Source organism: Thalassospira permensis NBRC 106175, assembly GCF_000714555.1.
Classification (GTDB): Bacteria; Pseudomonadota; Alphaproteobacteria; order Rhodospirillales; family Thalassospiraceae; genus Thalassospira; species Thalassospira xiamenensis.
The window spans coordinates 292,844-306,993 of the sequence record NZ_AUNC01000001.1; the positions used below are offsets into that span (position 1 = coordinate 292,844).

A 14,150-nucleotide genomic window follows, 5' to 3' on the forward strand; every position below is an offset into this window, starting at 1 on the left:
TGCATGATGGTTGCCTTGTGATGCGGGCAACCAAACCATAGCGGGAACGATTGATGGGAATGCTCAAGGAGACGCTGCTGCGCGTTTTCGTAGGAAAACGCGGACGGGAGGCCCTTAAGGCCTATAGCGATGCACAGTCCCTTCAACTCAATGATCCCGAACTGGCCGCACGCAGTGCTGCCCAGGCCAAACAGGCACGCCGGATCGAAGACCGCGCGATGGCCTATCAGGAAAGTGGCATGTCCTTTGAGGAGGCCCGCGCACAGGCCTTGGCCGAGACCCTGACAGAACAGTCGGATAATCCGCAGGCCGCGATCCTTAAGGCGCTTGAAGCCGCCGATGCCAAGATCGGCAAAAAGAAAAGCCGGATGCCAAGTGCAGCCGACGATGCGCGCGCCAAACTGATTTCCGAAGCATTGGTTGCCATCCGCAACAAGCAGGAAGATCTGGACAAGCTTGATCCGGAATTGCGTGCCAAATTGACCCTGATGGCGGTTGGGGCGCTTATGGGCGGTCCGCCGACCAAACAGTAAGTTTCGGGCGCTTTCGCGCGGGACAAATCGACAAATCCCTATCGGAAAATATTGCGATGCAGCCCGGTGGTCAGCTGGCTGTAATCCGGTTCATTGTCGGCAGTCAGGAAGCCGTGGCGAATCAGGAAATCGATGATCACCAGCGCGCAATTGAATTTGAAATCAAAACTGCTGCGTACGATTTCGGCAACCTCGGCCAAAGGCATCAATTCAAACCGTTCGACTTCGTCGTCCGCACATCGCGGCACGAAATCGGCGGGCAATTCCAGATCATAATTGACCATGACATCGGGCTTTAGCCCTTCGGTGGTTTCGTAAAGATAGGAAACGGTACCGACCGGTTTCAAATTTCTGGAGAGGTTTTCGGGGATGGCGGCTTCTTCGGCACATTCCTTGATCATGTTTTCAAGAAAACCAAGTCCGGTCGGCTGGCCGCCTGCAACCATATTGTCGAGCATGCCGGGATAGGTCGGTTTGTCCTTGGCGCGGTGGGCAATCCACATATGGATGCCATCATCTTTTTGCACATAGCCGTTCATATGCACCCCCCAGGACCGGAACCCGAAATAGGGCATGGCGGACCGATCCAACTGACACAGGGGATCGTGACCCAGTGTCGGGCGAATATCGAACCGTTCGCCATGCAGACGACGGATGACGCCCTGATCGCAAAGCGCCTTGGTGGCGGTATCGAGCGAACGGTTGCGATCATCAAGGGTTCCGATATGTGACGCAAAGCAAAATTCGCCATTTTCATCGCGGACAAAGTCCGGGCCAAGTGCGGACAGGGCGGTGGCAAAGTCCGGACGCAAGGCACCCAGAGACATTCCATCAATGCGGAATGGCACATAGCGCGATGGATTGGCGTTGTTGCAGGCTTTGATATGGTCAAGATAGGTCAAGACGGGCTCCGTCGGTTGGGGCGCACTGCAACACGATCATGTTGCAGTGCCGCGACCCAGACAGACTAAGCGTCCAAGGCCTAAGCGCCAAGGGCAGAGTTGGAATAACCCTTTTCCGATGTCAGAACCGTATTCACATGCACGATCTGACGCAGGCAACGCGCGATATGTTCGGCAACTTTGGTTTCGAGTTGCTGAATCTGGATATCGATCTGCAATTCGCTGAAACCGGCATGGCTGTCGGCGACGGTGGAATGCCAGCTTGCGGGGACAAGATTGCGTTTGGAAAACAGTTCCAGCACACGCGGCATAACATCGGGTTCTGCGGCGGCGTGAACGGCGAAACAATAAACGGATTTGGTCGGCTGCGCGCTTTCAAGCGGCGCGAGAAAAGCATGATCGGTCATGACAATGCACACACATTTTCATTGCATCCAGTAGGCGAAAAGACACGTCCCGGGGTCCTCAGACCACCGGGCTGGTAATTCGCGTAATGGCAACGATGAAAAGGCGGCGGTTGTTCATGAAGATGTTCTTGAACTTTCGGGTCGTTATCCCCGATTGGCTAACGACCGGTAAAATGACAAAGCGCTTGGATAAAGATCAGAGGATCAGGAGCGATGCAATCAGGGCCAGAATGGTGCCAGCAAACAGGATTTCCATCGAACGGGCGATCTGCTGTTCACGGGCAATGGCGATAGCAACGGCTTTGCGCTTATTCATCATTTTTACTCCGTCTTATGACAGGTATCTTTTAATGCACCACACGGTGCACGGTTGAAATATATGCAGGCATATGGTCCCGATACAAGTGCTGTCCTGATAAAAACGTCAAAAAACTTTCAACCTGATGGAAAAGGCCAGCTTTTCTGTGCCTGTTTTGGTCACAAATAACCAAAGGTTGATGGTGCGGCGCATGAAAAACGCGAGAATCGGAATTGGCACGTGGCTCAGTTGCTGCCGATTCCCGCGATATTGGCATGCTGTGCTGCGATACCCGTCGGCAATGTCCATGTTATCCGCAGCGTTATCGGCGGCGTTGTCAGCGAATGGCAAGCTCGGTGATGCCGATTTCCCTGGGTGGTTGGCCGGGGCGGGTAAAGGTGACTTCACCGCGATAGGCCCCTGCGGGCCAGCGATCACCGGGGCGGTTGATATTGACGTAAAACCACTTGGCGCGCGGGCCGTTATCGTTTTCGACATTTATGGTGAAATCGCGGTGTCCGCCAATGCCGTTCGGGCCATCCATGCTTAATCGGATGATATCGCCGTTGCTGGCACCAATCAGATAAGCCCAGAAAAACAGGCCGGGGCTTGAGGCGGGGAGTTCGCTGCTTTTGCCATAGCCGCGTTTAATGTCGGTGGCATTGGGTTTGGCCGACGAAAATCCCGACGCATAAAGCGTTATGGCGCGATAGGACATCTGTTCCTTGGCGGCCTCGGTCCAAAGAACGGCGTTACTGGCATTGCAATCCTGCGGGGTGACGGCACCCATCGGAGTACCGCTGAACGGATCGACCAGCTGGTTATCCTTGCGCAGGTTGAAATGAAGATGCGGGAAGGTGGCCTGACCGGACATGCCGATCAGTCCGATTGTCTGACCGCGTTCGACCGTATCACCTTTTTTCACCGCCAGCGATCCGCGGCGCAGATGGCAATACTGGCTTTGCCAGCCGTCATCATGGTTGATCAGAATGCCATTGCCGCATTCGATCCCCTTAAGCGCATCCCCGACCAGACGGCCGGCGTCGATATCCTCAACCCCGTCGCGGGTGGCGATCACGGTTCCGGCGGCAACTGCATTGACCTCGACCCCGCCAATCATGGTGGCTTCGTCAGGAATGGAAAAATCGGTTCCGCGATGGCCTTCATAGGTGGTGGTGCCACAGGCAAAATCACGGATTTCAGGGCCGGGATCGTGATCGACATAATGAACCACATCGCACTGGCCATACAGGCAATCGACCGGCAGGTCAAAGGGCGGGCCATCAGCGCGGGCGATGGTCGCGAACGGCACGAGGATCAGAACCCCGAATAGCATTGCCGCAATACGTCCTGTCGCCTGACCCATCAAATCCTCCTGCCGGTGCCCCGCGACAACCGGTTCAGAAACGGTTTTTGGCAGGACTGCTTCGTCACACATCCTTCATCTAACATAATGGTGATGGACTTGCGATGGGCAAGGTACTGTATTGTTTCAATATCATCGACTATGACCATAAAGACACAGTCGTCGTTGCAGTGCGTGGTGTTTGGCAGGAACAAGATGGATCAACAGGCAGGGTTTTTAAGATTGGGCATCTTTGCCGCCATCCTTGTCGTTATGACAATGTGGGAGGCATTTGCCCCCTATCGTCCGGCGGGCGGGCTTCGCCATCCGGGGCGGTGGCTGACCAATTTCGGTTTGTTGCTGATGGGGGCCGCGCTTAGCCGGTTTACCGTTGGTGCGGCGATGATTGCGGCCGCCATTCTGGCAGGTCAGCATGGCTGGGGCGTGATCAATCAGGCCAAAGCATTGATCGGGCTTCCGGCGTGGCTTGGCGGTTTGATCGCGATTGTCGTTCTGGATTGTGCGGTTTACTGGCAGCATCGCCTGACCCATATCATACCGGTTTTCTGGCGGTTTCATCGGGTGCATCATTGCGATATCGAATTTGATGTCTCGACCGCCGTTCGGTTTCATCCGTTCGAAATCGTCGCGTCAGCAATTTACAAATCGACCTTTGTGATCGTGCTGGGGGCCGATCCGTGGGCGGTGGTGATTTATGAAAGCATGCTAAGCGGTTTTGCGCTGTTTAATCATGGTAATGTTCATTTGCCGGGCGGGTTTGACCGGGTATTGCGCCGATTGATTGTGACGCCCGATATGCACCGGGTCCATCATTCCAGCCTGATGCGTGAAACCAACAGCAATTACGGAAATATCCTGTCGGTGTGGGACCGGCTGTTTGCCAGCTATGTCGATCACACGCAAACCAATGATCATGACATGCAGATCGGACTTGAAGATTTTCGCGACAAACGCAGCCAAAGCCTTTGGGCGGTGTTGTGGATGCCATTTCGCCGTTCTTGATGGGATCGCCGCTTATTCCCCGACGATCCCGCGTACGACCATGGCGGATGCCACCAGCGACCGGCGGCCATCATCCTTGCCCCCCAGATAGGACCTTTCGGTGGCGGTGCGCAGTTGGTGGGCCAGTTCCGGATCAAGATCGTTAAAGAAATCGCGGATCAGGCTGTGTGCCCCCAGAAGCGACTGCCAGTAATCTTCGAAATCCAGAAAATCCATGCGGATCGACAGGGTCGCGGTATCAACATCGCCCAAACCCGCATCGGACCAAAGATCAAAAAGCGCGTCTTCGCTTTGATAGGGGATATCGAAAATCCTGCTGCGCAATTCATCGCCTGATGGATAGGCGACAACCGCGGCAGCATCCAGAAACAGCCGGATAAAAGATAATCCCCCGGCACGGTCCCAGACACTTGCCGCAATCCGCCCGCCCGGTTTCGTGACCCGGACCATTTCCGAAACAGCACCCGCCGGACCATCCAGATCGTTTAACAGCAATTGCGAAAAGGCGGTGTCGAAGCTGTCATCGGCAAAGGGCAGGTTGCTGGCGTCGCCGGTTTCAAAGCTGACATTCTCGGCAGCGCTGAGAAGGGCTTCGGACAGGTAATCGGGGATCAGGTCCACCCCGACAATCCGGGCCTTGGGATAGCGCGTGGCGGCGGCAAGTGTGAGGCTCCCGGTACCGCAACCGACATCAATCAGCGCACCGCAGGATGGGGCGGCAACGAAATCAAGGAAGCTGCGCGACAGGCGGCGGCTCCATCGGCCCATGGCGATTTCATAGATGTCAGCAGTGGTCGCATTCATGGACGTTTTCCGCAATTTGTTGTTCTGAGAGGCAGTTTGCACCGTGACGGGGCGTGACGGAAGTTCCCATTTGGGCAGGCATAGCCGATATGGCAAGCCGGTTAAATTACCCTGTTCAACCAATTATCCATTGCCGAAAAAAGAAAACACGAAATAATATTGCGAATGCTGCGGCGCAAAAATAAATCAGAAGTCAGACGTGGCGATCAAAAACAGGCAAGGAAAGTCAGGAAATGAGAGAGATGAACGGACTGGAAGGGCTTTATCTTGAAGATATCGAGATCGGCATGGTCGGAAGTTACGCCAAAACCGTGACGGAAACCGATATCGTGATGTTTGCCGGATTGTCCGGCGATACAAATCCGGTTCATCTTAATCAGGAATTTGCCGAAACCACGATGTTTGAAGGCCGCATTGCGCACGGCATGCTGTCGGCCGGTTTCATTTCAACCGTTCTGGGCACGCGTCTTCCGGGGCCGGGCACGATTTACCTGTCGCAGAATTTGCAGTTCAAGGCACCGGTCCGCATTGGCGATACCGTTACCGCAAAGGTCACGGTGCGCGAAATCATCGCGCCCAAGCGCCGTGTGGTTCTGGAAACCAATTGTTATGTCGGTGATAAATGCGTGATTGCGGGCGAGGCGATGGTGATGGTGCCGTCACGCCAATAAGCATCTTTTGTCGGAAAAGTCTTTACGCTTCGGGCTTGCGCGCTTTATAGCTGCCCGCTGGACCGTGCGGATATGCGATCTGCCGGCATGATGACGAGCAAAAAAGAGAGACCGGCGCGGATGCGCGTTTTTCGATCTTTTGACAATCTGACAGATGACGCACGCGGTGCGGTCGTTGCGATTGGTAATTTTGACGGCCTTCACCTAGGCCATCAGACATTGCTTGATCATGCGCGCGAAATCGCCCGCGATCTGGATGCGCCGCTGGGGATCCTTACGTTTGAGCCCCATCCCCGGATGCTGTTCCGGGCGGGCGAACCGGAATTCCGCCTGACATCGGCTGATGACAGGATTACGGCGGCGTCTGATCTGGATATTGAGCTGTTTTTCGAAGCCCGCTTTGACCGCGATTTTGCTGCCATGAGCGCCGAAGAATTCATCGAGCGCATTCTGGTGAACGGGCTTGGTGTGCGCCATGTTGTCGTTGGCTGGGATTTCTGCTTTGGCAAGGGCCGGGCAGGCAATGTCGATCTGCTGCGCGAAATTGGCGAAAAATCGGGTTTTGGCGTGACGGCGATTGAGGCGGTGACGCATGATAACGGGATCATCTATTCCTCGACCGCGATCCGACAGGCGCTGCGCGATGGCCGCCCGCAGGATGCGACCCATTTGCTGGGGCGCCCGTGGGAAGTAGCCGGTGTGGTGATCAAGGGCGATCAGCGCGGCCGGACGATTGGTTTCCCGACCGCCAATGTTGCACTTGGCAATCATCTGCGTCCGAAATTTGGTGTTTATGCCGTCGAGCTTGGCCTGATATCGGACGCAAATGACGAAACCGTTGAACGCTGGATCGACGGAGTCGCAAATATTGGTGTTCGCCCCAGCTTTGGCGGGGATGCGGATGCCGGGCTTGAAGCCCACCTGTTCGATTTCGATCAGGACATCTATGGCCGTCGCGTTCGCGTGCGTTTGCACGGCTTTATCCGGGGCGAACAGAAGTTCGACGGGCTTGATGCACTGAAAGCCCAGATCGCCGCGGATGTGATTGCCGCCAAAGAGATTCTCGGCAAGATTTGAATTTGTCGACGAACCCGTTATGATCCGCGCGCCTTTACGGGGGCAGCCAGTATCACCGGGGGTTCGCCCTTGTAATTTGTTTAAAGACGACAGGACCGTCACGATGAGTGTCGAATACAAAAAGACCGTTATCCTGCCCAAGACCGATTTTCCGATGCGGGCGGGTTTGCCAAAGATGGAGCCGACCCTGCTGGAACAGTGGGTGAAAGAGGACCTCTATGGCAAAATTCGCGGTATTTCGGCGGATCGTGAAATGTTTGTCCTGCATGATGGCCCGCCCTATGCCAATGGCCATCTGCATATTGGTCATGCACTCAACAAAATCCTGAAAGACGTGATCACCCGTTCGCAGCAGATGCTGGGCAAGAACGCGGTTTATGTGCCGGGCTGGGATTGCCACGGGCTTCCGATCGAATGGAAGATCGAAGAACAATACCGTGCCAAAGGCAAGAACAAGGACGACGTGCCGATTGCCGAATTCCGCAAGGAATGCCGCGAGTTCGCCCAGAAATGGCTTGATATCCAGCGCGAGGAATTCAAGCGGCTTGGCGTGATGGGCGACTGGGACAATCCCTATGTCACCATGGATTACAAGGCCGAGGCATCGATTGCCCGCGAGCTTGGCAAATTCCTGATGAACGGCTCGCTCTATATGGGCTCGAAACCGGTCATGTGGTCGGTGGTTGAAAAAACCGCCCTGGCCGAGGCCGAGGTCGAATATCACGACCACACCAGTAAAACGATCCATGTCCGTTTCCCGGTTGTTTCATCCAAGGTCGAAGCCCTTTCCGATGCGACGATCCTGATCTGGACCACGACCCCATGGACGATCCCGGGCAACCGCGCGATTTCGTACGGAGCCGAGATCGACTATGTCGTGATCGAAGTGACCGAAACTGCCGAAGAAGCCTGGGCCAAGGTCGGCGAGAAAATGGCGATCTGTACCGATCTGGTCGAAGACGTTTGCAAAAACGGTCGCATCACCGGGCACAAGGTTGTCGGTAGCTTCAAGGGGGCCGACCTTGAAGGCACGATTGCTGCCCATCCGTTCCGTCGGCAGGGATATGAATTTGACGTGCCGCTTCTGGCGGCGGATTATGTCACGACCGACACCGGTACCGGCTTTGTCCATACCGCGCCAACGCATGGCCCGGACGATTACCAAACCGGTCTGAAATACGGTCTTGAAATCCCGGAAATGGTGGATGGTGAAGGGGCTTATTACCCGACCGTGCCTCTGTTTGCCGGCAAACGCATCTATGATGAAAACGGCAAGGAAGCCGATGCCAACGAGGCGGTCATCGCCAAGCTGGTCGAGGTTGGCGCGTTGCTGTCGCGCGGGCGTCTGAAGCACTCCTATCCGTGCTCCTGGCGATCCAAGGCCCCGATTATTTATCGCACCACACCGCAATGGTTCATTTCCATGAAGGATAATGACCTGCGCGAAAAGGCGTTGAAGGCGATTGATGAAACCCGCTTTGTACCGGAAGGCGGGCGTAACCGTCTGCATTCGATGATTGCCAATCGCCCGGACTGGTGCGTTTCGCGCCAGCGTGCCTGGGGTGTGCCGATCACGGTGTTCATCAATAAAAACACCCGTGAACCGCTGCGCGATCAGGACGTGCTGAACCGTGTTTACGACGCCTTCTGCGAAGAAGGTGCCGATGCATGGTTCACCCGCGATGCGCAATATTTCCTGGGCGACAAATATGATGCCAAGGATTTCGAACAGGTCACCGACGTTCTTGACGTCTGGTTTGATTCCGGTTCGACCCATGCCTTCGTGCTGGAAGAACGTCAGGACCTGAAATGGCCGGCTGATCTTTATCTTGAAGGATCGGATCAGCATCGCGGCTGGTTCCATAGCTCTTTGCTCGAATCGTGCGGTACCCGCGGTCGTGCGCCGTATGATGCGGTTCTGACGCACGGTTTCGTTCTGGACGGCGAAGGCCGCAAGATGTCCAAGTCGCTTGGCAACGTCATCGCGCCCCAGGACATCATCAACAAGCTTGGTGCGGATATCCTGCGTCTTTGGGTGGTCAGTTCCGACTATCACGATGACCTGCGCATCAGCCACGAGATCATCGAACGTCATTCGGACATCTATCGCCGCCTGCGTAATACGCTGCGTTTCCTGCTAGGCAATCTTGACGGCTTTACCGAGGCGGAAAAGGTCGCGGATAACGAATTGCCGGAACTGGAACGCTGGGTTCTGCATCGTCTGAGCAAGCTGGACGATCTGGTGCGAAAGACGACGGCGGATTTCGATTTCCATACGCTGTTTATCGAACTGCATAACTTCTGTGCGCTTGATATGTCGGCGTTTTACCTCGATATCCGCAAGGACGCGCTTTATTGCGACGCGCCAAGCAGTGCCAAACGCCGTGCGGCGCGTACCGTTATGGACCGCGTGTTTGACAGTCTGGTGCGCTGGCTGGCACCGGTTCTGTGCTTTACCGCCGACGAGGCATGGCGCGCGCGCTATGGTGCCGACAGTTCGGTTCATTCCGAGACGTTCAACACGATCTCGGATGGCTGGAAAAACGACGCGCTGGCCGCCAAGTGGGAAAAAATCCGCAAGCTGCGTCGCGTTGTAACCGGTGCGCTGGAACTGGAACGTGCCGAAAAACGCATCGGGGCCAGCCTTGATGCCGCACCGAAGGTCTATGCAACGGCGGAATATGTCGAAGCGCTTAATGGCCTTAATCTTGCCGAAATCGCCATCACATCTGATGTCGAACTGATCACCGGCGACGCACCAGAAGGGGCCTATACCCTTGAAGAAGTTGCCGGCGTTGGTGTGGTTCCGGCATTGGCCGAGGGCGAGAAATGCGAGCGTTGCTGGCAGACATTGCCCGAAGTAGGCAGCCACCCGGTGCACAAAACCGTGTGCCTGCGCTGTGCTGATGCCGTTGATGAAATGGGGATCGAGGCCGCCGAATAAGGCGGCCCGTTTCCGGTTCTGGTCTGTCCATTCGGAAGACCGTGTTCAGGCAAGACAGAAAGAGTGTTGATGAAACATCGTGCCTTTGTCTTTGGGCTGGTCATTATTGCGGTTGTCTTTGCCGTCGATCAGTGGACCAAGCAGCTGGCGATTGACGGATTGTCAAATCCGCATCGCGTGATTGAAGTCACGCCGTTCATGAATTTCCTGCTGGCATGGAACAGTGGCGTTTCATTCGGCCTGTTCCAGGGACAGGCGCCGTGGGTCATGATTTTGGCGACGGCGGCAATCACCGTCGGTTTTCTGATCTGGATGTGGCGGACGCGCGACCGGTTGTTGGGCATTGCGCTGGCGCTTGTGGTTGGCGGGGCGGTTGGCAACCTTGTTGACCGGTTGCGTCACGGGGCGGTAACCGACTTTATCGACATGCATGTTGCAGGCTATCATTGGCCGGTTTTCAACATTGCGGACAGCGCAATTACGATTGGTGCAGTCCTTTTGTTGATCGATTCCCTGTTTGGCGGTAAAAAATCATCCAGGTAATTTTTGATCCGGCAATTCCGTGCCGGAGACTGAGTGGTAAAGAGGCATCAATGGCCCGGAAACTATCGACATCGATTTTCAAAGTTGCGCTGCTGGGCGGTTTGGCATTTGCCGTGTCCGGTTGTGAATCAACGCGTGAAACGTTTGGTCTGAACAAAACGGCTCCGGACGAGTTTCAGGTTGTTTCCCGTGCACCGCTGAGCCTGCCGCCTGATTTCACGCTGCGTGTTCCGGAACCGGGCGCACCGCGCCCGCAGACCGGCACGACCACCGATCAGGCGCGTCGTATCCTGACCGGTGAAGACCCGGACGCGGTCAAGCGTGATATCACCGATGGCAATCGTAGCCAAGGGCAGGTTGCCCTGCTGTCGCAGTCGGGCGCGCAATATGCCGATCCGGCAATCCGCACCACGGTTGATCGTGAAACATCGATCTTTATCGAAGAAAGCGACAGCGTCGTCGACAAGCTGATCTTCTGGCAGGAAAAGCCGCAATTTGGCACCCAGGTCGACGCCGAAGCCGAAGCCAAGCGCATCCGCGATCAGCAGGCATTGGGTGAGTCGGTTTCCGAAGGTGAAACACCAGTCATCGAACGCCGTCAGAAAGGCTGGCTGGAAGATATCTTCTAGGGTGTTGCGGTCACTTTCCGGTGAGTTGTCCCGGAAATAGAACAAAATTCGAATTATGGCAGGGCGCGGTCTTTCCGCGCCCTTGTTCTGTCATATTCAGTTCTTAATCAAAACTTGTCCGTTGCCGTATAGATCAGGCACCCTGCCTGCTTCCTGGCGATCCTGCTTATAGCATTGGGATGACGTAATGACATTTCCGACCCGATCCCCGATTTCGATATTTGCGCGCGGGCCAATTGGCCTGCTTGCTGCTGTTCTTATGATCCTGAGCCCCCATTTGGCCGGGGCGGCGGTTTTCAGCCCGCAAACCATGACCCTTGATAACGGCATGCAGGTTGTGCTGGTGGAAAATCACCGCGCCCCGGTCGTAACCCATATGGTCTGGTACAAGGTCGGGTCCGCCGACGAGACTGAGGGTGTATCAGGGATTGCCCATTTCCTTGAACATCTGATGTTCAAGGGGACGAAGGACATTGCGCCGGGTGATTTTTCCAAGATCGTTGCGCGCAATGGCGGCAATGACAATGCATTCACCGCATGGGACTATACCGGGTATTTCCAGAATATCGCGCGTGACCGGCTTGAAATGGTCATGCAGATGGAAGCCGACCGGATGCAGAATCTTCAGCTTTCCGATGATGTGGTTTTACCCGAACGCGACGTGATCATCGAAGAACGCAGATCACGGATTGATAACAATCCCGGTGCGCTTCTGGGTGAACAGATGCGCGCTGCCCTTTATATGGCCCATCCCTATGGCCGGTCGATCATCGGCTGGCTCAATGAGATGGAAACCCTGTCGACCGATGACGCGCGGGCCTTTTATCGCAAATGGTATGCGCCCAATAACGCCATTCTGGTCGTGGCCGGGGACATCACCATGGATCAGCTTAAACCGCTGGCCGAAAAATATTATGGTGTCATTCCGGCGGGTGACGTTGCCACCCGCCACCGTGTCAAGGAACCGACCCAGCATGCTCCGCGCAAGGTAACGCTGACCGATCCGCGCGTCGGGCAGGCATCCATGTCGCGCTATTACCTTGCACCGTCCTACAACAGCGAAAATGCCGATCAGGCCGCCCCGCTTGAGGTCCTGAGCGAAATCCTTGGATCTGGCACGACCAGCCGTTTCTTCCGCTCGCTTGTTGTCGATCAGTCGATTGCGACCAGTGCCGGGACTTTCTATGACCCGGTTGCGGTTGATCTGGCAAGCTTTGGCCTGTATGCCGTCCCGCGCGACGGTGTCGAACTGGCCGATCTCGAAAAGGCGGTTGATGCCGAAATTGCCAAGGTTGCGGAAAATGGCGTGACCGAGGAAGAACTGGCACGCGCCAAGCAGAAGCTTCTTGATAGTGCGGTTTTCGCCCGTGACTCCCTTTCGGCGGCTGCGCGTACCCTGGGCGAAGCGCTGGCGGTTGGTTTGACCGTCGATCAGGTTGAAAGCTGGCCGGATCGGATCAAGTCGGTAACGGTCGAGCAGGTCAACGAAGCTGCCAAATCGGTATTTGACGATAAACGTTCAGTAACCGGCTGGTTGCAACCGCCCGAAGGCGGCCCGGTGAACGGCATGCCAACCGCGCCGGTCACCGGCGAGCAGGAGGTGCATTGATCATGAGCTATATTGCAAAGACAATTCCGGTAATGAAAATGCGCAAAACCCTGCTGGGGCTGGCATCGGCCACCCTGTTGATGACGTCATTTACCAGCCATGCAAGGGCTGTCGAAGTACAGGAAGTCACATCGGATGGCGGCATTACCGCATGGCTGATCGAAGATCACCTGAACCCGCTTCTGACAGTTGATTTTGCCTTCAAGGGGGCCGGTTCCGCGACCGACCCGGAAGGCAAGGGGGGCCTTGCCAATATGGTGTCGGGCCTGATCGACGAGGGGGCTGGCGAAATGGACAGCCAGACCTTCCGCACCGAAATGGAAGACCGGTCGATCAGCATTTCCTTTGATGCCGGTCGCGATGATTTTTCCGGATCAATGGTGACATTGACGCGTGAACGTGACACGGCGATTGATCTTCTGCGTCTGGCGCTTACCGAGCCGCGCTTTGACGACGAGGCGGTTGAACGCATCCGTGCACAGGTGATTTCGGGCCTGCGCCGGGCGGAAAATGATCCGGGCGATATTGCCGGCAAGGCGTTTTTCAAATCGATCTTTGGCGATCATCCCTATGCCAATCCGGTATCGGGCACGATGGCATCGGTCAGCAGCCTGAACGCCAATGATTTCCGTGAATTTGTCCGTCATGCCATGGCGCGTGACAATCTGGTGATCGGGGTCGCGGGCGATATCACTGCCGAGGAACTCGGCCCATTGCTTGACGAAGCCTTTGGAGGATTGCCGGACAAAAGCGACCTTCCGGCCATTCCCGAAGTCACGCCGAAATTTGGCGGGGTCGAGGTCATTCAGCAGGACATCCCGCAAAGCCAGGCAGTCTGGGGCCAGAAGGGCATTGCGCGCAAGGACCCGGATTTCTATGCCGCCTATGTCATGAACTATATCCTTGGCGGCGGCGGTTTTTCATCGCGCCTGACAGAGGAAGTGCGTGAAAAGCGCGGCCTTGCTTACGGCGTATACAGCTATCTGGCCGATATGGACAAGGCTGAGCTGATCACGGGCGGAGTTGCGACGCGCAACGATGCCATCGGCCAAAGCCTGTCGATTATTGGCGATGAATGGCAGAAGATGAAGGACAAAGGCGTGTCGCAGGAAGAACTCGATAACGCCAAATCCTATCTGACCGGGGCCTTTCCGCTGCGCTTTACCAGCCTTGGCAATCTGTCGGGCATGCTGGTCGGTATGCAGATGCAGGATCTGGGTATGGACTTCCTTGATAAACGCAACAGCCTTGTCGAGGCCGTCACCCTTGATGACGTCAATAGGGTTGCCAGCGAACTGCTTGATCCGGCCAATGTTACCGTGACGGTGGTGGGTAAACCCGAAGGCGATCTGGCGTTTTAAGCCG

14 protein-coding genes are annotated in these 14,150 nt (G+C 55.8%); 9 read left to right on the forward strand and 5 right to left on the reverse strand.

Features of this window, described 5'->3' with window-relative positions; translation table 11 throughout:
• Nucleotides 1–53 precede the first annotated feature (53 nt).
• Complete coding sequence (locus SMB34_RS01220) at nucleotides 54–533, forward strand: hypothetical protein (protein WP_037987274.1); 480 nt, start codon at nucleotides 54–56, stop codon at nucleotides 531–533.
• A gap of 38 nt (nucleotides 534–571) precedes the next feature.
• Here the strand turns inward: SMB34_RS01220 and SMB34_RS01225 are convergent, their stop codons facing one another.
• The 4 genes from SMB34_RS01225 to SMB34_RS01240 all read right to left on the reverse strand — a co-directional run bounded on the left by SMB34_RS01225 (nucleotide 572) and on the right by SMB34_RS01240 (nucleotide 3,506).
• Nucleotides 572–1,435, reverse strand: a complete 864-nt coding sequence (locus SMB34_RS01225; RefSeq protein ID WP_037987276.1) for an NUDIX hydrolase — start codon at nucleotides 1,433–1,435, stop codon at nucleotides 572–574.
• Between the two features lie 80 nt (nucleotides 1,436–1,515).
• Entirely contained in the window at nucleotides 1,516–1,842 is a 327-nt protein-coding gene (locus SMB34_RS01230) for a hypothetical protein (RefSeq protein WP_007090166.1), read from the reverse strand.
• 424 nt (nucleotides 1,843–2,266) lie between these two features.
• Nucleotides 2,267–2,449, reverse strand: coding sequence for a hypothetical protein (locus SMB34_RS01235; protein WP_037987278.1), 183 nt, complete (start codon nucleotides 2,447–2,449; stop codon nucleotides 2,267–2,269).
• Between the two features lie 28 nt (nucleotides 2,450–2,477).
• Nucleotides 2,478–3,506, reverse strand: coding sequence for a M23 family metallopeptidase (locus tag SMB34_RS01240; protein ID WP_037987483.1), 1,029 nt, complete (start codon nucleotides 3,504–3,506; stop codon nucleotides 2,478–2,480).
• 195 nt (nucleotides 3,507–3,701) lie between these two features.
• Between SMB34_RS01240 and SMB34_RS01245 the strand changes: the two genes are divergently transcribed.
• On the forward strand, nucleotides 3,702–4,508 hold the full coding sequence (locus SMB34_RS01245) for a sterol desaturase family protein (protein ID WP_037987280.1): 807 nt from the start codon (nucleotides 3,702–3,704) through the stop codon (nucleotides 4,506–4,508).
• 12 nt (nucleotides 4,509–4,520) lie between these two features.
• On the opposite strand, the gene SMB34_RS01250 is transcribed toward SMB34_RS01245, so the two are convergent.
• A complete protein-coding gene (locus tag SMB34_RS01250) occupies nucleotides 4,521–5,312 on the reverse strand; it encodes a class I SAM-dependent methyltransferase (RefSeq protein ID WP_007090162.1) in 792 nt (263 codons plus the stop codon).
• Nucleotides 5,313–5,554: 242 nt separating this feature from the next.
• Here SMB34_RS01250 and SMB34_RS01255 point away from each other — a divergent pair, with 242 nt between their 5' ends.
• The 7 genes from SMB34_RS01255 (at nucleotide 5,555) to SMB34_RS01285 (ending at nucleotide 14,146) form a co-directional block, all read left to right on the forward strand.
• Entirely contained in the window at nucleotides 5,555–5,983 is a 429-nt protein-coding gene (locus SMB34_RS01255; RefSeq protein ID WP_007090161.1) for a MaoC family dehydratase, read from the forward strand.
• A 120-nt stretch (nucleotides 5,984–6,103) separates the two neighbouring features.
• Nucleotides 6,104–7,060, forward strand: a complete 957-nt coding sequence (locus tag SMB34_RS01260; RefSeq protein WP_037987484.1) for a bifunctional riboflavin kinase/FAD synthetase — start codon at nucleotides 6,104–6,106, stop codon at nucleotides 7,058–7,060.
• A 103-nt stretch (nucleotides 7,061–7,163) separates the two neighbouring features.
• Nucleotides 7,164–10,004, forward strand: coding sequence for an isoleucine--tRNA ligase (gene ileS, locus SMB34_RS01265; RefSeq protein ID WP_037987284.1), 2,841 nt, complete (start codon nucleotides 7,164–7,166; stop codon nucleotides 10,002–10,004).
• A 69-nt stretch (nucleotides 10,005–10,073) separates the two neighbouring features.
• Nucleotides 10,074–10,547 carry a signal peptidase II gene (gene lspA, locus SMB34_RS01270; protein ID WP_007090158.1) on the forward strand — a complete coding sequence of 158 codons (474 nt, stop codon included), beginning with the start codon at nucleotides 10,074–10,076 and terminating at the stop codon, nucleotides 10,545–10,547.
• A gap of 50 nt (nucleotides 10,548–10,597) precedes the next feature.
• Complete coding sequence (locus tag SMB34_RS01275; RefSeq protein ID WP_007090157.1) at nucleotides 10,598–11,176, forward strand: DUF3035 domain-containing protein; 579 nt, start codon at nucleotides 10,598–10,600, stop codon at nucleotides 11,174–11,176.
• Nucleotides 11,177–11,363: 187 nt separating this feature from the next.
• Nucleotides 11,364–12,785, forward strand: a complete 1,422-nt coding sequence (locus SMB34_RS01280; protein WP_037987288.1) for a M16 family metallopeptidase — start codon at nucleotides 11,364–11,366, stop codon at nucleotides 12,783–12,785.
• Between the two features lie 2 nt (nucleotides 12,786–12,787).
• Nucleotides 12,788–14,146 (forward strand): M16 family metallopeptidase, encoded by a 1,359-nt coding sequence (locus SMB34_RS01285; protein ID WP_037987290.1) that lies wholly within the window; start codon nucleotides 12,788–12,790, stop codon nucleotides 14,144–14,146.
• The last annotated feature ends 4 nt before the right edge of the window (nucleotides 14,147–14,150 follow it).